The organism is Flavobacterium covae, from assembly GCF_001534645.1.
Taxonomy (GTDB): Bacteria; Bacteroidota; Bacteroidia; order Flavobacteriales; family Flavobacteriaceae; genus Flavobacterium; species Flavobacterium covae.
This window is the reverse complement of record NZ_CP013992.1, coordinates 3,037,101-3,061,036: the sequence shown is the minus strand read 5'-3', so window position 1 is coordinate 3,061,036 and position 23,936 is coordinate 3,037,101. Positions and strand designations below refer to the sequence as shown.

Below are 23,936 nucleotides of genomic sequence, written 5' to 3'. Positions count from 1 at the left end.
AATGAGAAAATACTTTATCAATCTTATCGAACTAAAATTATTGTCAGCAATTATTATTGCAATAGCTGTTTGTACAATATTAACCATGATTTTTATTCAAAAAACACCAGGTTTTAAAGAAAAATATAAAACTAAATTTATAATTTATGAATTATCAGTTGCCTTACTATACGTTATAATTACTTTCCTAGGATTTAATAATCTATTAAGTAACAATGCTATGAATTGCTTTATATTTTATCAAGTATCTTCATTATTATTGGGAATCTTACAAGTCTATCTGTATAAAAACTATTTCAATAAATTTGAGAAAAGAGAAGTTTGGTTTGTCTACTTCTTTATACTCATAACCGTTGTTTATTCCTTTTTTAGCTTTGCCATAACTCATACGTTTTTAAATGGACCTGATTTATTGTACCTAATGTCCAGTCATTTTATCCTATTTTTTATCCCTCAGTTAATTTATGATACATTTAATATAGGAATGATTATACCCGCTAAAGTATATAAAACATGGCAGTTTCCTGCTAATTACATAGAAATAGCAGGTGTAAGTGATTCTGAAATGAGAGATTTAGTGGTAATTACTTTTTTAATTAAAAAAGATAATGGAGATGAAAAATACAGACAATATAGAGCAAAAGGACCTACAAGATTAGATTTTGGGCGCCTGTTTTACAACTTTGTCTTAGACTATAATGCGAAACATGAAGATGAACCTATTGCAATTCAAGACCAAAACGGATTGTACAGCTGGGTATTCTTTTTTCAAACAAAATGGTATGAATCTGCTAAATATATAGATCCTACTCAAACACTTTACATGAATACAATTACCGAAAATGCCGTTATTGTTTGTATGAGAACGGATGAAATTGTATTAGATGAAAATAATAAAGACAATGATAATGATGATCTAGAATATCAATACGATAGAGAAAAGGACGATAAAAGAATTGGCAAAAATAATAAAAAAGAAGCCGATCAAATGGAAACCATAAGCTAATAAAATGAAAGAAAAATATCAGATTTATAAAATTAAACCAAACAGTATTCGATTAAAAGAATTAGCTAATACATTCAATTTATTACCCGAAGAACTTAGATGGTTCCATAATATATATTGCCCAGTAGAGGATTTAATAGAATCTGATATACAACCCCATGTAGAAAATATTTGTATTCCTATTCCAGGAACATCCATTGATTTTTATGCTAAAAAACAAAGAAGCAAACCTTTTTATAAAGCAATAAATACGCTGTATGTACCCCCATCATTTAACAAAAAATATGGAATCATACAGCGTATAACAACAAATGATGAAGAAATAAGCTTTTTTCATTATCAAATTAAACTTCAGAAAAACACCCTAAACAACATAGTTATAAAGAGATACCCCCTTTATATTAATTATCAAAGACCAGATCTTATAATAGAACAAATAGCAGATGAAATAGGAAGCGTTTTTTATCCACTAGAACTCGAACTATACAACAATGCTAAACTAAAAATCATTGCTAATTTCCCTGAAATACAAAAAAGGTGGAAAACAAAAAAAATACAATTAGAAAACTATTACAAAGGCAGCGTCGCAGAAAATTTATTTAACAAAATAAATCATCAATTACAATACCGAGGGCAAACACAACGAGGAATCTTAGATAGTTGGTTTTTTGTTCTGTACTTTGTTTCATTATACGATACGTTTAATGATCAAAAAACATATACTTTCAATTTGCCCCTACCCATTTTTCCTAAAAAACCTAAAGTATTATATCAAATCACTCTTCAAATAGAAGAAACTCTTTCAGAAACAAACAAATTTATAATTCATGCAAAAGGACATTGTATAGACAGTAGGTTTGCAACTGAAATAGAAAACGGAAAAACCATTCATGATCCAGAACTTATAGGGGAAAAAGTAAAAGGAGATTTTGCATTTGTTTACACGCTTAATGCACAAGATAACAGTGTCTTCTCCATTTTTGGAACAGTAGATTTAGAACTCAATAATACCATCCGAAAAATTAGCTTTGAATGTTATGAACAAATTTAAACAACTAAATATACAATCTTATGAGCGAAAAACATCTCGTTTGCCAAGGAGCCGAATGCAAATGTAATTTTGGAACAGCACCCGATAAATTAAAAGTACTGACCCAAGATAAACATTATATCAACGATCATAAAGGAACTCAAAAACGAATGGCAACCCATAAAGACATTGGTAAAACCTTTGAAAAAAATACCTTTGGATCTTGCTCGAAGATGAATAACAACCCTTGTCAGGCTACAATAACAGAATGGAGTGGTTATTACAAAAAAATTACATTAGATATTAACAAAGGACATGCTTTGTTAGAAGACAACAAAGCTACCTGTCCTATAGGAGGAAAAGATTGTATAACCATTACAAATCACGGACAAACAGCTGAAGTATCTCAACAAAATATAAAAAATGCAAAACCTGAAATAATAGCAGAGCTATGCCCTTTTGTAGATTTTTTAGAAGAAGAAACAGACGCTATAGAAAATGATGATACGTTTGTAACCCTATAAGAACAAAAAGATGAAAATAATAGGCGATATAAGACCATATACAAACAAATATTACAGCTATACAGTAGTTGATAATTACGGAGGAACAACATTTGTAATTCTTTGGCAAGTATATAACAATGCTAAATTGATTACCGAAAATGGAACTGGGATTTTTAAGTTTGGAATTAATACAGTTGGAAATACCTTTACACTAATTGCCAAAGTAAGAAATCCTGAAACCAATAAAATAGAAGATATAGCAACTGAAATACAACCCCTAGCAGGAAAACCCGAAATACTCGACCTTTATTGGAGAGATGTAAATGGAGAAAAAATAGATAATAGAGAAGTGGCTTATCTAGACAAAGTTACCTTAGTGATAAAAACCAAAAATATTCCCCAAGGGGACGTCCTTAAAATAACGATTTTTGAAGATGAATACCTAGACGGTCATGGAGATAGCTCTCGGAATATGGGAAAATACTACACTAAAGGCGTTACAAAGAATGGCTACGCTTACCTAGACCTTGCCAATATGAGTCTTTACCAAAAAAAACTCAATAACAGTGATTATGTAAATGATGGAGTACACTTGTTTTACGCACAAATACACTATTACAATAAGTTAAACCAGATAAAAGACCAAATACAAATAAAGGTAAATAATAAACTCACACAAATGATACAACCCTATACAGGCAATAATCCTGCGAAAATAGGTCAAGTAGAAAACAAAGCAAAACAAAGAAAGAAAGCAGTAGATTTTACCTTCGGTGTTTTTTTAGATGGTACCCTAAACAATATGTATGATACCGAACTAAGACAGTATGCAGAAGGAAAAAAAGTAATCAATACCAGTGGCTTAGGTGTAAGCCAATCTCGAGCTGTAGATATTTATCAAGACCATGGCGATCCTGATGAAATGCAAAGTAGTTATGAAAACGACCTCTCCAATCCCGCTATATTGTATAAAAATTATGAACCTAATGAAATAGAAAAAATATATCCAATTTATATAAGCGGTATAGGTACCAATACAGCTCCTAAAAACCAAGGGCAAACCTTGCGACCAGAGGATTATAAAGACAACGACCTCATAGAAGGTCCCGCTTTTGGTATGGGCAGTTCAGGTATTATGGATAATGTAAAAAAAGCCATTTTAGACGTTGTAAAAGAATTAAAAAATATTAAATCAGATCAAAAAATAGGAACTATAACTTTTGACGTATTTGGTTTTAGTCGTGGTGCCGCTGCCGCACGGCATTTTGTACACATAGTTACACATCCTCCCTACAATCCTATTGTGTACAAAAAAAAGGAGCGTGACTCGATTGTATTAGACTTGCAAAAGAATCAATTGCCTGTTTCTTATAAATACAAAACCATGCCTCATTTTGGACTCCTAGGGCAGTTGCTTCAAGAAAACGGGATTTTAGATGCACAAACACAAGTTAACGTTCGTTTTGTAGGTATTTATGACACCGTTTCGCATCATGGTTTATCTCAGGATAATGATATAAAAGACCTAGGATTAGATAGTGTAAACAAAGCAGATTATGTTGTACACATGGTAGCAGCAGATGAGCATCGTGCTAATTTTAGTTTAGCAGATATTTCTTCTGTTGCTAAAACCCATCCTGAAAGTGGCAAAAAAGGAGGAATAGAGCTCATCTACCCTGGAGTACATTGCGATGTAGGAGGCGCTTATGAAGATGGTAAACCAGATAATCCTAAAAGAATTGCGATAGAATGGGATCTTCCTTCTTTAAAAAAAGTAAGAGAGGAACTCATCAGACAAGGTTGGTTTAAAGAAGATCAACTGTTTGTGAAATTTCAAAAAGGATGGGACTTAAATGCGAATGCACGTAAATGCTATTTAGAGGGCAACAGAAAGTGGCTTAGTAATCAGTACAGCTATATCCCTCTGCATATTATGGCAAAAATTTGTGGTATAAAAAAGGTGCAGATAAATAATAAACAATTATTAGAATTTAAAAATTTTAAAGAAAATACCTATAATGATCTCAAAGCACATACTTTAGGAAATCATATAGTTGGAAATATAGCCTTTTTAGAACGGATCAAAAAAAAGCTGGAAGATTATACGTTTAATGGGGGGATGCCTTTTGGTTTTATAGAATATAAAGAACCCGCTACAATATATGAAACAGATGCCTCTAAGGCAAGTGTGAATAAAGAGCGTGAAGAACGCGAAAAACAAAAAGAAGAAGAAATAAATAAAGATATTAGATTCCTACGCAACCACTATTTGCACTGGAACGCTACTTATGGTAGTTCAGGGATAGATCTTTTGGTAGAAAAAGATTACCCGAATATAATAAATGGTAAAAGAAAAAGAAATGTATACTAAACTAAAAAAGCTCCTTATCCTTTTGTTTATCCTACCATTAGGAGGATGCAAACACACAAATAAAAAACACGATAAAATGACACAAGAGAATTTTTCTTACGGAGTAGGGGTTACTTCACCCAAAGAATATCCTACGGAAGTACATATAGGGTATTTGTTAGATCAAAACAAAAAACTTATTTGCGGAATGCCTCGATCAGGAACCAATGGAGGTGGTTGGACTTATAAAGGAAAACAAGGCGGTATGGGAGGTGGTTCTATTCCGTATTATTTAAATCTTACCTATGTAGCCTATGCCGAAAAAAAGTTTTATAAAGTAGAGGCAGCACTACCCGCTGATAAAATTTTAGCAGAATTTAAAAAAGGATATGATCGTATGACACATAAGGGAGATATCGTCCATGAAACGTATGATGTTCTAACCGTAGGAGCAGCTCCAGGTGGATGTATAGTGGTTTGGTTATCAGGAAGTAATAATCGTGTCGAAATTTGTCGTTTGCAAGCCAAAGAAACCTTTGTAGATCGAAACGATTTTTATGACAATCCCCATCAAAGAACCCAAAAAGATTTTTTTGATACCATGTATGATATAGCCGTTCCCGATAGTATCAAAGCAGAAATAAAACAAAAAGGCATACCGTATGGTTTATGGGATCAGTACAGAGAAAAATACAAGTACCGTTTTATATTTAAATCCTATGATGAAAAAGATAAATTTACTCATAATTATTATTTGTATTACAATGCAGAAGCAGATGAGGTATTACAAGAAAAACTAAATAAACAAGAATACATGATAAAAGGAATTCCTTATACATGTAATTTTATATTTAGAACCTATAGTACCGAAATCATTTTCAATGATCGAGAAATGCTACAAGTATTTGATAAATTAAAGAAAAAATATCCTGAAACCCCCATAGATATAATTATAAAACCAACCTTTATGTACGACGATATGAAAATTTCAGTAAAATGTACAACAGAAGAAATCCCCCTTACAAAATACAAAGTAGTAGGTGTTTGGGGAGGATAAGAAATACATGTTTGATACTGTACAAAAAAATCTTTACACACTTTTTTTGTACAGTATCAGCTTTTTTGGGATTTGGTTTTTCTAATACAATCTATATTTTACTGATATACAATTTTTTATTGAATTATAAATGAATTTGATTTTCAATGGTTTGCTTTACTTAATCCTTCTTTTGGTCGAAATGATAAGATTGCGATATTTTCGGACAGTCTCTTTTATTTTATAAAATAAAAAGCCTTGGAAAATCAACAAGGCATTTTATCTATAACATTTTTTTAGGCGTAATCTCGTTTAAAAGACATAGAATACGTAAAAAAAGCTTTTTTACATTTTAGTCTTGCTTTATGATTTAAAATAATTTATTTATCTTCAGCTAAAGCATTCCAGCCCCTCGCTTTCAATTCAATTTTTGTATTAGCACGAGTAATTAGATGTATACCTTCTTTATCAGGTACTATATGACCTATGGTAGTAAAATTGGGATTTCCTTTTAATTTATCGTAATCATCCATTTTTATGGTAAACAACAACTCATAATCTTCGCCTCCATTTAATGCTATTGTAGTACTATCTATATTAAATTCTTCACATACGTTAATAAACTGAGGGTCCAATGGTAGTTTTTCTTCATACAGATTACAACCTACTTGGGATTGTTTACATAAATGTAAGATTTCAGAAGATAAGCCATCTGAAATATCAATCATAGAAGTAGGACGTACTCCTAATGATTTTAAAATTTCAGTAACATCTTTTCTTGCCTCTGGTTTTAATTGACGTTCAACCAAGTAAGCGTATTGATCTAAATCGGGTTGATTATTAGGGTTAACTAAAAAAACCTGTTTTTCTCTTTCAAGCACTTGCAACCCCATGTAAGCAGCCCCTAAATCGCCCGATACAACTAACAAATCATTTGGTTTTGCACCAGTCCTATACACAATATCTTTTTCTTCTGCCTCCCCTAGTGCGGTAATAGATAGGATTAAGCCTTTTTGAGAAGAGGTAGTATCACCTCCTATTACATCTACTCCATATTGTTTAGCTGCTAAAGAAATACCTGCATATAACTCTTCTAATGCTTCTAAACTAAAACGATTAGATATAGCAATAGATACTGTAATTTGAGTTGCTTTTGCATTCATTGCATAAATATCAGATAAATTGACTACTACTGACTTATAACCAAGATGCTTTAAAGGCATATAGGCCAAATCAAAATGAACACCTTCAATTAATAAATCTGTTGAGACTACTGTTTGTTTAGAACCAAAATTTAATACCGCAGCATCATCTCCAATTCCTTTTAAAGTAGAAGCATTGGTAATTTTAAAATGTTTGGTTAAATGTTCTATTAATCCAAATTCCCCTAATTGAGCTACACTTGTTCTTGGAGACATTTTATCTTCAATCATAATCTTTTAATTTACAAAACAAAGGTACAAACTAAAAGTGAAACCCTATATAATCCCAAATTACACATTAAAAAATTATTACAAATAAAAAGTTCTAAATCTATTTTAGGATTAAGTATAAATAGTAAACACTAATTTTTGTTGCTTTTGTAGATGTACTATTTTTAAAAAGAAGATTTAAAGTTTAAATGGTATAACAAAAACAAAAGTAAAAATTGTAGGAGCAGATGTTATATATGCCATCAATAAAAACTAGAATTGATAAGAGTTAAAACATTTTATTTCAATGAGTTATAAAAATTAGTTTTTCTAATGCGTAATCTGGGTTTAAAAGATATCGAAACCGATTTTGTACGAAAAGGAAAAGTAGGAGAAAATGAAGAAGATCATAAAATTTTAGTAGGAAAAATCAAAAGAGCTACTCGATTAGAAGCTAGTTTTGATAATGAGAAAGAGAACGATAATCTAAAAAGAATGAAATTTTATGGATATGTTTCGGAATTCATACGGTAAATGCACTTGCTATAGACAGACGAAAAATAGCTCTTGAATCCCAAAATTTAGTGGCTTAAAAATCAAGAATTAGAGTTCGATGGGAGTAGTGTGTCTTATTTAAATTTATTTGTAATAATATTCATTCAAAAAAGATAGTTGCTAACAAAAAATCCAATTTTGTAATTTTACAAAATTGGATTTTTATTATATTCTTTATTAAAATAGGCTTACTTGTGAGTCCGCTAAATTAAATTACATAACACTGGTCATCTGATTTTTCCTGTTATCGAGTTCAAAGATTAGACGTTAATTTTTCAGAAAGCCTCTTAAAAAGTAAAAGTTTATTTCATTTTTAATAACCAATTACGAACTGAAACTTCACTGTGAATAATAGCTCTTAAATCAGCAATTGCTACACGATCTTGTTGCATAGAATCACGATGACGTATTGTAACAGTTTTATCCTCTAATGTTTGATGATCTACTGTAATGCAAAACGGTGTACCAAGAGCATCTTGACGGCGGTAACGACGACCTACTGCATCTTTTTCATCATAAGCTACGTTAAAATCCCATTTTAAGTCTTCAATAATTTCTTTGGCTAACTCTGGTAAACCATCTCTTTTTATTAGTGGTAAAACCGCTGCTTTTGTAGGTGCAAGAACTGACGGCAAACGTAAAACTGTACGTGTAGAACCATCTTCTAAAGTTTCTTCTTGCAATGCTTTTGAAAAAACAGCTAAAAACATTCTATCTAAACCAACAGAGGTTTCTACTACATAAGGAACATAACTTGCATTTTCCTCATTGTCAAAATACTGTAATTTTTTGCCAGAATGTTGCTCATGTGCTTTTAAATCAAAATCAGTACGTGAATGAATACCCTCTAATTCCTTAAATCCAAAAGGGAAATTAAATTCAATGTCACAAGCAGCATTAGCATAATGTGCTAATTTTTCATGGTCATGGTAGCGGTAGTTTTCAGCTCCCAAACCTAAAGACTTATGCCATTTTAAACGTGTTTGTTTCCAATATTCGTACCATTTCATTTCTTCTCCTGGTTTTACAAAAAATTGCATTTCCATTTGTTCAAACTCACGCATACGGAAAATAAATTGGCGTGCTACGATTTCATTACGAAATGCTTTACCTGTTTGTGCAATACCAAAAGGTACCTTCATACGCCCTGTTTTTTGGACGTTTAAGAAGTTTACAAATATACCTTGAGCTGTTTCTGGACGCAAATATAAATCCATTGCAGTATCTGCCGAGGCTCCTAATTTAGTACCAAACATAAGGTTAAACTGGCGCACTTCGGTCCAATTTTTTGAACCTGATTCAGGACAAGCAATGCCTAATTCTTCTATTAATGCTTTAACATCAGCTAAATTTCCAGTGTCTAAACCATGAGCCATACGTTCTAAGATTTCTTTTTTCTTAGAAAGATATTCAACGACTCTAGGATTAGTAGCTACAAACTGAGCTTCATCAAAAGTATCTCCAAAACGAGATTTGGCTTTTTCTATTTCTTTTTGTGCTTTTTGATTTAATTTTTCGCAATAGTCTTCAATTAAAACGTCTGCACGATATCTTTTTTTAGAATCTTTATTATCAATCAAGGGATCATTAAACGCATCTACGTGACCTGAAGCTTTCCAAGTAGTAGGGTGCATAAAAATAGCAGCATCTATTCCTACAATATTTTCGTGCATTTGCACCATTGATTTCCACCAATAGTCACGAATATTCTTTTTTAACTCTACCCCGTTTTGAGCATAATCATACACAGCGCTCAAACCATCATAAATTTCGCTTGACGGAAATATAAATCCGTATTCCTTTGCGTGCGAAATAACATTTTTAAATAAATCGTCTTGTTTTGCCATAGTATTGCAAAAATAAAAAAACGGATTTAAAAAATCCGTTTTCTCCCCTTATATAATCAACAATTTTAAAAAAGTTATTTAAGTATAACCTCCACTCAACCAATTAGATCAGTTCTTCCTGTTGGTATTGCGGTTACAATATCACTCAATATTTATCTTAATTAAGTAATATTTAGAGGTATAAACTCATCTAACTCTCATTGTTTAAATTTATCCTACTTTTTACTTTTTTATAAATAAAAGTTCTTATAATCTTTTGTTATGCCCTTTTTATTTATATTATCTTTATAAATCTTATTTCTTACTAAAAAAAATAACTATAATTAACTTTTAAAGTGTTTCTAAAACCTATCTAAGACAAATTCTTATCTAATAAACTAAGAAGATTTCTTTCTTACCTTTACCAGTTCATTTTCAAGCTGTACTTGTTTATCTACTAACTCTTTATTTTTCCTTACCTCTGCATCAAACCGAAATATTATTTCGCTTAAATCATTAGTGTAAGTTGTTCTATCTAAAATTTTTTCTTCCTGAAGTTTTAGATTTTCTTCTACAACTTGATAGCATTTAACACTTAATGATACTGCTATGGAAAGCAGTCCTACAGAAACCATTTTATAGACTGTTAATGAATCCCTTAACAACATTCTAATTTGACTTTGTTACAATCAAATGTATTTTAATAATTTTATTACAAAAAAAAAAATCGACGAAATGCTAAAAAAACTGATTAATTTATTTTTTCCTGATTTATGTCTAGGATGCCAAGATTTATTAGTTAATAACGAACAATCAATATGCCTTGAATGTAGGCATAACCTCCCTTTAACCTATCAATGGACTAAAACAAACAATGAGGCATTTATTAAATTTTATGGGAAAATACAAGTAGAGCATGTTTCCTCAATGTTTTATTACCACAAAGAAGGAATAGGTCAAAAGCTTATACATAATTTAAAGTACAAAGGACATATTGAAATAGGGAGTTTATTAGGCAAATGGCACGCTGAATATCTTCAAAATCTTCCCGTTTTGAATACTATAAACTACATAATTCCAGTACCTCTACATCCTAAAAAAGAAAAAGAACGAGGGTACAATCAGATTGATACATATTGTGAAAGCTTATCGGAAACATTAAAAATTCCAATCAATAAAAATCTTTTATTTAGACAAGAATATGATATAAGTCAATCCAAAAAAGGATTAATAGAACGCAATAACGTTGAAAAAAACCGTTTTATTAGTAAACTCAAAAAACTTGATGGACCCATTCATTTTCTTTTAGTTGATGATGTTCTCACTACAGGAGCTACATTAGAAGCTTGTGCTAAGGCATTGCAACAATCTGATAAAATAAAAATTAGCATAGTAACTATGGCTTTTTCACAATCTTAAATAAATGTCGTTATTTTGTACTTCTAATAAATTTAATACCCAGCCGTTATAGATACTTGTTGTCTAATGAGCATAAAATTAATCCTAATGAAAAATAAATCATTTATTTTATTATTATTCTTTGCTTTAACTCTTATCAATTGCGCCAAAAGAGGTTCCATTACAGGAGGCGATAAAGATATAACCCCTCCAAAGATGATAAGTAGTTATCCGAAAAACTTTTCAACTGATTTTAAAGAAAAAAATATCCGAATTACTTTTGATGAATATATAAAAATAAATGATCTACAGAAAAATCTCATTATATCACCTACTTTAAAAAACCAACCAAACATTCAACCACAAGGAGGTGTAAGTAGACAAATTACTATAAAATTAAACGAAGAATTAGTTCCTAATACAACTTACAGTTTTAATTTTGGAGAAAGTATTGTAGATAATAATGAAGGAAATAAACTAAAAAATTTTAAATACGTTTTTTCAACTGGAAAAAATTTAGATTCATTGTCTATACAAGGTATCATAAAGGATGCTTATGAAAGAATTACGCCAAATTTTGTAAATGTAATGTTGTATGAAGTAGATGAAAAGTATAACGATTCTACTATTTACAAACAAACTCCTCGTTATATCACTAACACATTAGATAGTACCACTAGCTTTAAAATTGAAAACATAAAGGCAGGAAAATATAAATTAATAGCTTTAAAAGAAAACGTTTCAAATTATAAATATGATCCTAAAAAAGATAAAATAGGTTTTTATAATCAAGTAATCAACATACCTGATAATTCAATATTTGAATTAGAGTTGTACAAAGAACATCCTTCATTCAAGCCTAAAAGACCTACACAAGCTTCTGGTAATCGAATTTTATTAGGTTATGAAGGAAAGAATGTACAAAATATTAAGATCCAAGCACAGTTCAAAGGAAATAAAATACCTGTGCGTGTTTCAAAAGTTCAGGATAAAGATTCCTTACAAATTTGGACTCCTTATATAAAGAATGATTCTATTCAGTTAGAATTATCAAAGGAGAAATACCAAGAGCGTTATTCTGTAAAATTTAAAGAATATAAAAAAGATACTTTACATCTTGATTGTAAAACAACCTATTTGCATTTAAAAGAAAATTTAGCACTTAAATCATCAACTCCTATTGAAAAATGGGATACTAATAAAATTTTATTAACCAAAGGAGATAAAACACTTGTTCCTTTCAAAGCAAAATACGAAGATTATACTCAAAAATTTGAATTAGATTTTGAAAAGGAAGAAAATGAAAAATATGATTTAAAACTATTACCAAGCGCAATAGAAGATTATATAGGAAATAAAAATAAAGACACTCTAAAGTTTAATTTTTCGACAAAGAAAATAGAAGATTATGGGAATTTAAAAATACACTTTAAGAACAAAAAAGACATACCTCTTATGATAGAACTTACGAACGAAAAAGGAAAAGTTTTTTACACGAAACTTGTGAGTGAGAATACGATAGATGTGGATTTTATTTTAATAAATCCTGAAAAATATTACGTTAGAGTTATCTATGATCTTAACAAAAATGGACAATGGGATACGGGTTCTTTCTTAGAAAACAAACAACCTGAAGAAGTTTATCATTTTCCAACTGTTCTTGACGTTCGAGCAAACTGGGATGTCAATCAAGAAATTGATTTAGGAAAATAATCCAAATATTATCCTGTTTTTTAAAAGTCTTAATCATATCAAATACAAACTTGCATATTAGCAAAATGGATATTTTTAGAAAAATGGTAATGTGGTCAAAAATGGTTGGTAATTTTTGATTTTAAATTGCTTATATTACAACATCAAATTGAAGAGGAAGTTGGCTCTGCTGAGGAGCAACCAACCAGCAATAAGTTTGATGATTATACGATAATTAAAGGATAGGTTTTAATCTATCCTTTTTTAATTATCGGTAATCAAATATGGCTGAAAAAACCTATTTTTCAATTTGATTTTTATAGTATAAATACCATCTTAAAAAGTTCTTCCTGTTTTTTATACTTAATCCTCTATGAATATTTAGATTGTCTTTCAAATGTCCAAAAAATGATTCAAGAGCATTAGTTGAATTTGGTATTTTATCATCTTTAAGATAGGTAAACATATGTGGTAATGCTTTTTTAATTACAGTAAATGATCTTCTAACCATTTTATGAGTATACCAATATTTTTTACTTTCGATTTTATATGATCTTTCATTAAGATAGTCTCTATATTTTTCTTCCCAATGTATAAGCTCTATTAACCATAATTGTCTTTTGTATTCAGAATTAATCTGATGGATTTTAATTATAATTTGCTTTAATTCAAAGCCTGATTTGTGTTTTGGATTGGCCGTGAGCCATATTTTACACATTCTTGAAATATGTACTAAACACCTTTGAAAAGCTATGTCAGGGCAAATATTTTGTATCGCTTTTAATACAGATTTATCACCATCAGAAGTAATACATTTTATAGTAATCCCAAGATTTAATAAATTTTGTAAATCTTCTGCAACTTCTTCATAATTTTCGTTATCAGTTATTCTATAAAGTTGAGTAGATTTTAAATGAAAATTTCTATAAACTACTAGACAAATATCATTAGGAAAATAAGTTCCATCAATCATAAGATAAACATCATCAGTGGAGCTAAACTCTAAAACAGGAGCTTTAGATAACATTTTAGAAAAATAACGTTGTAAAGTACTTTTACTGTAACCAGATTCAAGTGAAATTTTATCAAAAATATCTTTACCGATTATCCAGTTTTTAAACCAAATCTCTTTATTAGAATCTGAAACTGATTTATTATTTGAAGTAAATAATTGACCACAATCATTACACTTAAATCGTTGCTTATTTTCTCTTATTCCCCACTTTATCGTATTGAGGCTTTTACAGGTTGGACAACGCTTTTTTTTGAAGTTTTCATGAAATAAAAAAAGTTTATTGAAACTAATTTCAATAAACTTTCGTCAATATCATATTTTATAATGCTTTACAGCATTTTTACCAACCATTTTTGACTATTAAACCAGAAAAATAAACCCCCGAAGGCCCAAAAAGAGTCAAAAACGGGGTTTTTCTTTAAAAATTTAATGTAAAAAAATACAGCGTTTAATACCATTTAAACTTTTGAAATTTCCTCATAATACTATTTTTTTAACCTTGAGACTGTTCAAAAAGTTCGCAATATTTTGAGTAAAGAGAGAATCGCATGATGTTGATTTAGGCACTATCCTACAAAAGTAATAAAATTAGTGTTGGTTCTCGATGCGATTCGCGCTTGAACTAACGATGATTTAAAAAAACCAAGTTGCCACAGCAATAGCTGCTAATACACAAATAAAGTCAACTAAAAGCATTGTTCCTAGGGTATAGCGTGTGTTTTTTATATTAACAGAACCGAAATATACAGCTATTACATAAAAAGTAGTTTCAGCACTACATTGAAAAATGCAAACCAAACGACCTGTAAAAGAGTCTACACCTGAAGTTCGCATAGCATCTATCATAAATCCACGTGAACCACCTGAGCTAAAAGGGCGTAATAAAGCTACAGGGAGACCATCCGTAATTTCTTTGCTAACTCCTATTTGACCAAATAAAAAACTAATGCCATTACTTACAATCTCAAACAATCCACTATTCCTAAAAAAGGAGATGGCAACCAGCATTCCCATAACATACGGAAAGATTTTTACACCAGTATTTAATCCATTACGAGCTCCTTCAACAAAGGTATCAAAGATGGTCGTGTTGGCTAGAGTGAATTTCTTTTCATGAATAAAAGAAAAAATGAGGGTAAATCCGATAATAGATATTAACATTAATCCAGATAAATTGCCTGTAAAAGCATTTTTACCTATTAAGTCTAATGTATTAATGTAAAATAATAACCCAATGATGGCACTTATTATACCCATTAATGCGCTTAATAACCCAACGCTTTTAAAATTTATACGCTGACGAATACCCACTATTAATAACGCTGCTATTGTACCTATAAAAGAGGTAATGATACAAGGAAGCATTACATCCGCGGGATTAGATGCGTTTTCGGCTGCTCTATAACCAATAATTGAGGTAGGTATTAGGGTAAGACCCGCAGCATGTAAACACATAAACATAATTTGTGCATCACTAGCTTTATCTTTGTCTGGATTAAGTGTTTGTAAACTTTCCATTGCCTTAAGACCAAATGGGGTAGCAGCTGAATCTAATCCTAAGAAGTTAGCGGCAAAATTTAAGGTCATATAGGATATAGACTCATGATTTTTAGGAACTGATGGAAATACTTGCGCGAAAAAGGGACTTAATTTTTTAGCTAATTTTTCAGAAGCACCTGAAATAATTAATAATTCCATTAACCCACAAAAGAATGCTAAATACGCAATTAAGGGAAGGATTAAATCTACTAAACTGTTTTTACAAGTAGGAAGTAGTCCATCTGCTTTTTGAAATCCGCTATATAATTTAACCGTTTGATTTTTATATACATAAGTAGTGTCAGTATTTAGTGTATCCTTATTGACAACCATTGTCATTTCAGGAGCTTTTTTGATACTATCTGCTACAAATTTAGGTAGTTGGTTTAAATATTTTTCAGATACTAAGATGGGATCCTCTTTTTTGCCATTTAAAATATAGTCAGTACTATAACTTCCTTCAGTGAAAAAATTTAGAACAATGAAAAAAATAGATGAAATAAAAATTGCCAACCAAAATCTGCTTAAAACCATAAATTTTTATTTTAAATGGGTGAAATAACTTTATAAAGGGTATAAAAGTAATAAATCAAAAAATATTTTCGGGGTAAAGTATAACTTTTCCGATATAAATAGGAGCATCAAAAGTAGTTTTTAATGCTGCTTTTGAGTTTAAAACGGCACGATATCCTACGCCTGCTCCTAATCCTAACCATTTTAATATTCTGTAATTGGTTTGTCCTGATATTTCATTTACATATAAAGAAATATTAGTATCACGAACAATATCATCATTTATTTCTCTAACAAAACTAGGTTTTCCAAAACCTATTTGTTCTGTTAAAAAACATTCCCATTTAGGATTCTTGTAAAAGATCCAATCAGTAAAAAGACTTCCATACCACATACTTACCTTGTTGTCATTAATTGCCTGTGTTTTTTTGTTTACATAGGTAATGTTAACGGGAGATAGAATGAAAGAAGAACCTAATCCGAATCGGAATTTATTTTTATATTGAAACCCTACTTTCGTGCCCAAAATAGAAATATGGTTTCCTCTTAAGCTAGAAAAACGATTATCCATTTGAAAAATAAATCGGTATTTTTTATCTGGATTAGAAATTCGTTCTTGAGCATTAAAAGAATGACTTAACAAAAAAAGAAATACGATATAAAAGTGATTTTTAGGAATCATATAGAATAATGAGTATATTATACAATAAAGATTTCGTCGTCTATTAATAAATCTTCTCCTCTTAATCGAAGAATGATTTGAGCAACTGCTATTACATCTTTTTCACAATAGGTTATAATTCTGTCTATGTTTTGTTCTTGATAATATACTTTAGCTACATCACTACCTTCTATATCTCCTTTGGGAGAAGGTATGCCTAAGACGGTTGTTAATAATTTTAGAGATGTATAATGTTTGTAATCTCCAAATTTCCATAAATCCAATGTGTCTAAATGAGGGACTTCCCATGGTTTTTTTCCAAAAAGGTTTAGTTTTTTGGGAATAGGGATACTATTAATGATCATTCGTCTGGCTATATAAGGAAAATCAAATTCTTTAGCATTATGTCCGCATAGTAAATGCTGTGTATGACTATAGTGGCTGTTTAATAAATTAGAAAAATCATTTAGAATGGTTATTTCATCACCCCAAAAACTGGTTACTCTAAATTGGCGAATATCTTTTTTAAAAGAAAAATAGCCTACAGAAATACAAACAATTTTGCCAAATTCAGCCCAAATACCTGCTCGATTATAAAACTCTTCCGCAGTAAATTCCTCTTTACGTTGGTATTGAGTTTTGAGTTCATATAGTTCTTGTCGTATGGGATCTAAAGAAGAAAAGGTTTGATGTTCAGGTACTGTTTCTATATCTAAAAATAAAACGTTTTCAAGTTGAAGTTTGTCTAGCATATTACCCATTTTAACCGTTACCTACGAAAATAAAAATTTACGATTAAAAAATAAAGAATTTTTAAAATTAAAATAATATTTGTTGTTTTGAAGAGCTTTCATGTTCTAATAGCCATTTTTTACGCCATAAGCCACCTGCATATCCTGTAAGAGACCCATCAGTCCCAATCACGCGATGGCAAGGAACCACAATCCAAAGTAGATTTTTTCCATTAGCTGAAGCAGCAGCGCGAATGACCTTCGTGTCACCTAGCTTTTTTGCTAAATCTAAATAAGAAATTGTTTTTCCGAAAGGAATTTTAAGTAATTCATTCCAAACTTTTTTTTGAAAATCTGTCCCTTGTAGATTTAATGGAAATGAAAAATTTGTTCTATTACTATAAAAATATTCTTGTAGTTGATTTACAGCATCTAGGAGTTCTTGTGGAATTGGAACAGATAAATCCCCTTCTGTTACTACTGAAATACTAGCAATTCCTTTTTGATCTCCTTCAATTTTGATGATACCTAACGGGGAATGAATAAATGCTGTTTTCATAAGATTCGTTATAAGATCTAGGAAATTTTTTAAAACTTCCTAGGTCTTTATAATTTAGATTTAATAAGTACGAAATGTATTAAAAACTTAATATATAGGTCTCTATGGCCTTTAATTCTTCTTTAGGAAGATTTTTAGTAATAGGAAAGTTAGCTTTCATTGTATTATACTGACTAGGATCTACTATAGGTTGGCTTTTTTCTTGAAGAAAGTCAACAATGCTTCCGTTTTTTTCTTTGTATAGTTTAGCTATTTCTTTTAAAGAAGGGCCCACTGTTTTTATATCAGGTTTATGACATGTATAACAAACGCCTTTTCCTTCAAAAATTTCTTTGCCTAAATCAATAGGTTTTTGTGTAACAATGGTTTCAGAGGTTGATTTACCAAAACGCTCTTGACTTTCTTTTTTACAAGAAAAAATAATTCCGATAAGTGATAATAATAAGAGTTTTTTCATATTCTGTTTAAATGTGTCACCTTGAACGAGCAAAGAATTTTATAGAGTATATAGGAATTTTGACTTAATTGAAAATAATAAGATCGTTATTTATTTAATAAAATAGCAGCTTCTTTGGCAAAATATGTTGAAATTAAAGTAGCACCTGCACGTTTTATACACATTAATTGCTCTATCATGATTTTATCATGATCTAACCAGCCTCTTTCCGAAGCTGCTTTTATCATAGCATATTCTCCTGAAACATGAAATACTGTAACGGGTACATTTACCGCATTTTTTACTTCACGAACAATATCTAAGTAAGCAATTCCTGGTTTTACCATAACCATATCAGCTCCTTCTTTTACATCCCAAAGAGCTTCTTTTACAGCTTCTATACGGTTTGCATAATCCATTTGATAGGTTTTTTTGTCTTTAGGAACTACAATGTCAGCTTCCTTTGGTGCGCTATCTAAGGCATCACGGAAAGGCCCATAAAAAGCGGATGCGTATTTAGCGGAATAACTCATAATACCTACATTATGATAACCAGCTGCATCTAATCCTTGACGTAAACGGAATACACGTCCGTCCATCATATCGCTTGGTGCAACAAAATCAGCACCTGCTTCTGCATGAGAAACAGCCATTTTTACTAGAGCATCATTTGTAATATCATTTGCTACATCTCCTTTTTCTATGATTCCATCATGACCGTAGATTGAATATGGGTCTAATGCTACGTCTGGCATAACGATCATATCAGGGCATTCTTTTTTGATGGCACGAATAGCATTTTGCATTAAACCATTAGGATTCCAGGCCTCTTTTCCTGTGTTATCTTTTAAACCATCATTTATTTTTACATAAATATTTACAGCTCTAATGCCTAAGGTGTATAGTTCTTTAACTTCTTTTATTGTTAGATCCAGTGTACGACGGTAGATGCCGGGCATAGAAGGAACTTCTATTGAAGTGTTTTCACCTTCCATTATGAACATAGGGGACATAAAATCAGATGGACTTAAGCTAGTTTCTCTTACGATATTTCGTATCGCTTCGTTTATTCTTAATCTTCTACCTCTGTGTATAGGAAACATATCTTTTATTTTTTTAGATTATATACCGAATTTATTTTCTATTTTTTCAAATACTTTTTTAACACTTTTAACTTCATTAAAGCGATAACCAATAAAAAGTACAGTATTAAATTTTGAGTTCATTATATCAGCAGCTACTTTACTATCATATTGGTAATTTTTGTAATTGACTCTAATTCCTGAGAAGAAATTTTCTTGATTGTAACCTAATGAAAAATTTAAATCTAAATTGTAATTCCATTTGATTTTATTGTCAAAAACAACAGATTCCTTGTTATTTGTATAATAATTTTTAGAATCATGAAATCCAATACCTGGATGCAAACCTCCAGTAGCAAACCATGTTTTGTTAATTACGTAATTATACATGTAACCTAATTGAAGAATGAAATCTACAGATTTTATCCGTTCTAAGTTTTGTTCAAAAGAATTAGGATTATTAGTATATAAATTGTTAATAAAATAGGTGAGTGAAGGCATGAAACTACCGGCACTTTTTATTTGTCTTTCTGTTTGAGATTCGTAAGCTCTATATGAAAAATTCTTATTAGTTATATAAAAAGTTTTGCCTCCAATGGTATTGATTTCTAAATCGTCAAAAACCTCAATTGGGTTTTGATCATCTGGATTTCTTAAAGTAAATCCTTTCACTTTTTTATAAGTAACTTCTTGTCTTAGACGATCAGAGTAAAAAAATTTAAAACTTAAATCTAATGTTTTTGTATTAGCTCTCTGATTATTCAATTCGGGGATGAAATCAGGTGAAAAAGAATAACTAATTCCTAAAAATTTATAATCAAAAGAGAAACGAAGTTTTAATTTTTCATCAGGAGAGAAAATGCTTCTTTTATTATCTGTATAATTTAATTTAGGGATGTAAAAATTATCTACTTCTGAATTAATATCTATTTTAAAGATCATTTTGTCAAAATAATTCAAACGATAATCTAGGTTATATTTATGCGATAAAGCATGCCTAATTTCTCCCTCTTTTTCTTGAGCAAGAGAAACGGGATAATATACTAGTATTAAAAATTTTAGCCAATTACGCATATTATTTTAACCACTCTACTGGTTTTGATAAAATTTTTATCAGTTTTTCTTCTTCACTGTTTGTTTCTGGATGATGGTCATATATCCATTGTACATGAGGAGGTAAACTCATTAAAATACTTTCAATTCTACCATTTGTTTTTAATCCAAATAAAGTACCTTTGTCATGAACTAGGTTGAACTCTACATAACGTCCTCTACGGATTTCTTGCCATGTACGGTTAGCGTCTGTGTAAGGTAAACCTTTTCTTTTTTGTACTATTGGTAAATACGCATCTAAAAAACTGTTTCCGACTTCTGTAACAAAGTTGTACCAGTTTTCCATAGACATAGTGTCAGTTGTTTTTAAATAATCAAAAAATAAACCACCTATACCACGAGCCTCATTTCTGTGGCTATTCCAAAAGTATTCGTCACATTTCTTTTTATAATTAGGGTAAAATTCTGGATTGTGTTTATCACAAGCAGTTTTACATATTTTATGGAAATGAATAGCATCTTCTTCAAACAAGTAGTAAGGCGTTAAGTCTTGTCCACCACCAAACCATTGATTAATAATAGTTCCGTTATCATCGTACATTTCAAAATAACGCCAATTGGCATGAACTGTTGGAACCATTGGGTTTTTAGGATGGATTACTAAACTTAGTCCACATGCAAAAAAATCAGCTTCTCCAACACCAAACATTTTTTGCATGGTATCAGGTAATTTTCCATGGACAGCAGAAATATTAACGCCTCCTTTTTCAAAAATAGTTCCGTTTTCAATTACACGAGTCCGACCACCGCCTCCTTCGGGTCTATCCCATAAGTCTTGACGGAATTTAGCTTTTCCGTCTATATCTTCTAAACCTTTACAAATTTGATCTTGAAGGTTTTGTATATATGTGTAGAATTTATTTTTCATTTATGATTTTAAATATACAATTTTATCTAAGCTAATTCTATTAGGAATACCAGTATCATTATTAGTTTTTACCCAATTTGTAACAAATCATAACGCCTCCTCTATAAGGTAGCCATTCGCCGCTCTTGTTAAAATTATCTGCTGTCTCGTAACGCTCTCCACTTTCTAAATAATAGCCTTTATAATATCCTTGTTGAGAACCACCACCCATAAAAATATCTATTGAAAAAGATTTGTTTACAGGGACTTTAAACCCGACAGTCATTCCGAATAATAAGCTATAGCCTTCTTGATACCTGCCTGAATTGAGGTAATTCCATTTTTGCATTTTATAACTGGAACCGCCAATGTGACCTCCTAAATAAAATCCTTTTTCAAGTGTGTTGAAATGATATCTTACTTCTGGAATTAAGATGGCAAATTTTTGAGGAGCATTATTAACGGACTCCCATAATGAAGCCATTAGATCTGCTTGAAAAGTTAATTTGTTTCCTATTTTTGTTTCTACTCCTATTTGTGGTAATCCTACAATCGTGGTTATATTTCCTTTAATAGAAGTTTGAGAATAAGTATTTATGATAAAAAAGTATATAAAATATTTTATATACTTTTTTAGTTTTTTATCTATTTTATTAGATAGTACGTACATATTTTTTTATTTAGAGATCTTGTGAGATATTTTATAATTAATATTAGAAAAAATATAATGGGTTTGCAAATAGTTTTCAAAAGTAAATTATTAATAAAAATAATAAAGCTAAAATAATTTTTATAATTTAAAATTCAATATTCTTTATGCTTTCTTTTGCATTATAAGTTTATAAAAATATAAAAAATAACGATGTTATATTAGCTTTATTGATATTACTATTTTTGATACTCTTTTACGGCTTCTATAAATGCTTTTGCGTGATCTACAGGAATATTTGGTAAAATACCGTGACCTAAGTTTACGATATATTTATCTTTTCCAAATTCGTCAATCATTTCATGTACCATTTTTTTGATAGTAGGTATTGGTGATAATAGACGAGAAGGGTCAAAGTTTCCTTGTAAAGTAATGTTTCCTCCTGTTAAATAGCGTGCATTTTTAGGGGAACAAGTCCAGTCTACTCCTAAAGCAGATGCTTTTGATTGTGACATTTCATTTAATGCGAACCAACAACCCTTTCCAAAAACAATTACTTCTGTTATGGGAGCTAATGCTTCTACAATTTGATTGATATACTTCCAAGAGAACTCTTGGTAATCAGTTGGTGATAGCATCCCTCCCCAAGAATCAAAAACTTGAATGGCATTACAACCGTTAGCTACTTTTTCTTTTAGATATAAAATAGTGGTGTCGGTAATTTTTTGTAATAATGCGTGTGCTGCTTCGGGTTGTGAAAAACAAAAACCTTTGGCGGTATCATAACTTTTAGAGCCTTTTCCTTCTACTGCGTAACAAAAAATGGTCCAAGGAGATCCTGCAAAACCTATTAATGGTACTTCATTGTTTAACATTTCTTTTGTTAATTTGATAGCATCCATTACATAACCTAAGGACTCTTTGATTTCTGGAATATACACCTGATTGACTTGTTCTATTGAACGAATAGGGTTTGGAATGATGGGCCCTATGTTGTCTTTTAGTTCTACGTCAATTCCCATAGCTCTAGGAACCACTAAGATGTCAGAGAATAAAATGGCTGCATCAGGTTTTACAATATGAATAGGTTGTACCGTTATTTCAGCTGCTAATTCGGGTGTTTCGCAACGTGTGAAAAAATCATATTTATCTCGTAAAGCTCGGAATTCTGGTAAATATCTTCCTGCTTGACGCATCATCCATACAGGTGGACGTTCAACTGTTTCTCCTTTTAGTGCTCTTAAGAATAGATCGTTTTTTAACATACTTTTTGTATTTAGACCTGTGAGGTGTTTTTATAATAATTGATACATTTAATAATTACATTTTCAACTGAAGGTTGATCTGCAATTTCGATTTTTTGGGTTATATTTCTCAATGCTTTTGCTGTGGTATTACCAATACAAAAACATATTTCATCTGTTATTTTGTTTTCTTTTAAATAACTTTCAACTCCTGATGGACTGTAAAATAAGATTCCTTCTGATTTTATATTGTTTTTTTGAGGGATTAAAATGGTTTCATATACTTCTATTTCCTTTAAAGTAATACCGAATTCTTTTAATTTTTTAGGTACAATATCTTGTCTTAAATTACCACTAAAGAAAGTATAGCTTAAATTAGAATAATTTAAAGAAATTGTTTTTGCTAATTCTTCTGCATAGTTTGCATAACTTTCAATAATGAATCCTTTTTTTTCTAGTAATGTTTTTGTTTTAATTCCTACACAAAAAATCTTTTTACTTTTTAAAAAATTAATGTTTTTAGAATTTAAAACGGCAAGAACAGCATTTTGACTTGTAAAAATAAGAGCATCTGTTAATTCTTTGATAGAGACGTTTTTTGTTTTAATGTTAATAAAATCAGAATCAATAATTTCTATATTAAGATCTAATACTAATTGTTTTTGTTTAGGTAGTAATTTTTTAGTAGATAATATTCGTGTTTTTTTCATTTCTTCTATAAAAAAGATCTCTATAA

Annotated in this window: 23 protein-coding genes; 8 read left to right on the top strand and 15 right to left on the bottom strand. The window is 30.4% G+C overall.

Annotated features, from left to right (window positions below; all coding sequences use genetic code 11):
- The first annotated feature begins 1 nt into the window (after position 1).
- From AWN65_RS13405 to AWN65_RS13385, 5 genes are all read left to right on the top strand, one after another.
- Positions 2-1,006: a TssN family type VI secretion system protein gene (locus tag AWN65_RS13405; RefSeq protein ID WP_063743531.1), complete on the top strand. Its 1,005-nt coding sequence runs from the start codon at positions 2-4 to the stop codon at positions 1,004-1,006.
- A gap of 4 nt (positions 1,007-1,010) precedes the next feature.
- Entirely contained in the window at positions 1,011-2,057 is a 1,047-nt protein-coding gene (locus AWN65_RS13400) for a hypothetical protein (protein ID WP_060383608.1), read from the top strand.
- Positions 2,058-2,077: 20 nt separating this feature from the next.
- Positions 2,078-2,560 carry a DUF4280 domain-containing protein gene (locus AWN65_RS13395; RefSeq protein ID WP_060383607.1) on the top strand — a complete coding sequence of 161 codons (483 nt, stop codon included), beginning with the start codon at positions 2,078-2,080 and terminating at the stop codon, positions 2,558-2,560.
- 10 nt (positions 2,561-2,570) lie between these two features.
- Positions 2,571-4,913 carry a T6SS phospholipase effector Tle1-like catalytic domain-containing protein gene (locus tag AWN65_RS13390; protein WP_060383606.1) on the top strand — a complete coding sequence of 781 codons (2,343 nt, stop codon included), beginning with the start codon at positions 2,571-2,573 and terminating at the stop codon, positions 4,911-4,913.
- 76 nt (positions 4,914-4,989) lie between these two features.
- Positions 4,990-5,949: a DUF2931 family protein gene (locus tag AWN65_RS13385; RefSeq protein ID WP_235588327.1), complete on the top strand. Its 960-nt coding sequence runs from the start codon at positions 4,990-4,992 to the stop codon at positions 5,947-5,949.
- Between the two features lie 359 nt (positions 5,950-6,308).
- On the opposite strand, the gene thiL is transcribed toward AWN65_RS13385, so the two are convergent.
- Positions 6,309-7,361, bottom strand: coding sequence for a thiamine-phosphate kinase (thiL, locus tag AWN65_RS13380; protein ID WP_060383604.1), 1,053 nt, complete (start codon positions 7,359-7,361; stop codon positions 6,309-6,311).
- Between the two features lie 312 nt (positions 7,362-7,673).
- On the opposite strand from thiL, the gene AWN65_RS13375 reads away from it, so the two are divergent.
- Positions 7,674-7,874 (top strand): hypothetical protein, encoded by a 201-nt coding sequence (locus tag AWN65_RS13375; protein WP_060383603.1) that lies wholly within the window; start codon positions 7,674-7,676, stop codon positions 7,872-7,874.
- A gap of 323 nt (positions 7,875-8,197) precedes the next feature.
- Here AWN65_RS13375 and AWN65_RS13370 read toward each other — a convergent pair whose 3' ends face one another.
- Positions 8,198-9,742, bottom strand: a complete 1,545-nt coding sequence (locus tag AWN65_RS13370; protein WP_060383602.1) for a glycine--tRNA ligase — start codon at positions 9,740-9,742, stop codon at positions 8,198-8,200.
- 377 nt (positions 9,743-10,119) lie between these two features.
- The gene (locus tag AWN65_RS13365; protein ID WP_123861961.1) at positions 10,120-10,356 is read right to left on the bottom strand and encodes a hypothetical protein; all 237 of its coding nucleotides are present in this window, start codon (positions 10,354-10,356) and stop codon (positions 10,120-10,122) included.
- Positions 10,357-10,456: 100 nt separating this feature from the next.
- Here AWN65_RS13365 and AWN65_RS13360 point away from each other — a divergent pair, with 100 nt between their 5' ends.
- Positions 10,457-11,140: a ComF family protein gene (locus AWN65_RS13360; protein WP_060383906.1), complete on the top strand. Its 684-nt coding sequence runs from the start codon at positions 10,457-10,459 to the stop codon at positions 11,138-11,140.
- Between the two features lie 87 nt (positions 11,141-11,227).
- Positions 11,228-12,832: an Ig-like domain-containing protein gene (locus AWN65_RS13355; protein WP_235588326.1), complete on the top strand. Its 1,605-nt coding sequence runs from the start codon at positions 11,228-11,230 to the stop codon at positions 12,830-12,832.
- Between the two features lie 277 nt (positions 12,833-13,109).
- On the opposite strand, the gene AWN65_RS13350 is transcribed toward AWN65_RS13355, so the two are convergent.
- The 12 genes from AWN65_RS13350 to AWN65_RS13295 form a co-directional block, all read right to left on the bottom strand.
- Complete coding sequence (locus tag AWN65_RS13350) at positions 13,110-14,117, bottom strand: IS256 family transposase, variant Zn-binding type (protein WP_424959246.1); 1,008 nt, start codon at positions 14,115-14,117, stop codon at positions 13,110-13,112.
- A 342-nt stretch (positions 14,118-14,459) separates the two neighbouring features.
- Positions 14,460-15,899 carry a nucleoside recognition domain-containing protein gene (locus AWN65_RS13345; RefSeq protein WP_060383600.1) on the bottom strand — a complete coding sequence of 480 codons (1,440 nt, stop codon included), beginning with the start codon at positions 15,897-15,899 and terminating at the stop codon, positions 14,460-14,462.
- 55 nt (positions 15,900-15,954) lie between these two features.
- Positions 15,955-16,560 carry a hypothetical protein gene (locus AWN65_RS13340; protein ID WP_060383599.1) on the bottom strand — a complete coding sequence of 202 codons (606 nt, stop codon included), beginning with the start codon at positions 16,558-16,560 and terminating at the stop codon, positions 15,955-15,957.
- Positions 16,561-16,577: 17 nt separating this feature from the next.
- On the bottom strand, positions 16,578-17,291 hold the full coding sequence (locus AWN65_RS13335; RefSeq protein ID WP_060383904.1) for a 3'-5' exonuclease: 714 nt from the start codon (positions 17,289-17,291) through the stop codon (positions 16,578-16,580).
- Between the two features lie 67 nt (positions 17,292-17,358).
- The gene (locus AWN65_RS13330) at positions 17,359-17,829 is read right to left on the bottom strand and encodes a methylated-DNA--[protein]-cysteine S-methyltransferase (protein WP_060383598.1); all 471 of its coding nucleotides are present in this window, start codon (positions 17,827-17,829) and stop codon (positions 17,359-17,361) included.
- A 79-nt stretch (positions 17,830-17,908) separates the two neighbouring features.
- Positions 17,909-18,286: a c-type cytochrome gene (locus tag AWN65_RS13325; protein WP_060383597.1), complete on the bottom strand. Its 378-nt coding sequence runs from the start codon at positions 18,284-18,286 to the stop codon at positions 17,909-17,911.
- Positions 18,287-18,372: 86 nt separating this feature from the next.
- Positions 18,373-19,368 carry a porphobilinogen synthase gene (gene hemB, locus AWN65_RS13320; RefSeq protein WP_060383596.1) on the bottom strand — a complete coding sequence of 332 codons (996 nt, stop codon included), beginning with the start codon at positions 19,366-19,368 and terminating at the stop codon, positions 18,373-18,375.
- A gap of 18 nt (positions 19,369-19,386) precedes the next feature.
- Positions 19,387-20,421, bottom strand: coding sequence for a DUF4421 family protein (locus AWN65_RS13315; protein WP_060383595.1), 1,035 nt, complete (start codon positions 20,419-20,421; stop codon positions 19,387-19,389).
- A 1-nt stretch (position 20,422) separates the two neighbouring features.
- The gene (gene hemF, locus AWN65_RS13310) at positions 20,423-21,328 is read right to left on the bottom strand and encodes an oxygen-dependent coproporphyrinogen oxidase (protein WP_060383594.1); all 906 of its coding nucleotides are present in this window, start codon (positions 21,326-21,328) and stop codon (positions 20,423-20,425) included.
- Positions 21,329-21,389: 61 nt separating this feature from the next.
- Positions 21,390-21,977 (bottom strand): DUF3575 domain-containing protein, encoded by a 588-nt coding sequence (locus tag AWN65_RS13305; protein ID WP_060383593.1) that lies wholly within the window; start codon positions 21,975-21,977, stop codon positions 21,390-21,392.
- A 218-nt stretch (positions 21,978-22,195) separates the two neighbouring features.
- A complete protein-coding gene (gene hemE, locus AWN65_RS13300) occupies positions 22,196-23,221 on the bottom strand; it encodes a uroporphyrinogen decarboxylase (protein WP_060383592.1) in 1,026 nt (341 codons plus the stop codon).
- A gap of 11 nt (positions 23,222-23,232) precedes the next feature.
- Positions 23,233-23,910, bottom strand: a complete 678-nt coding sequence (locus AWN65_RS13295) for a uroporphyrinogen-III synthase (RefSeq protein ID WP_060383591.1) — start codon at positions 23,908-23,910, stop codon at positions 23,233-23,235.
- Positions 23,911-23,936: the final 26 nt, after the last annotated feature.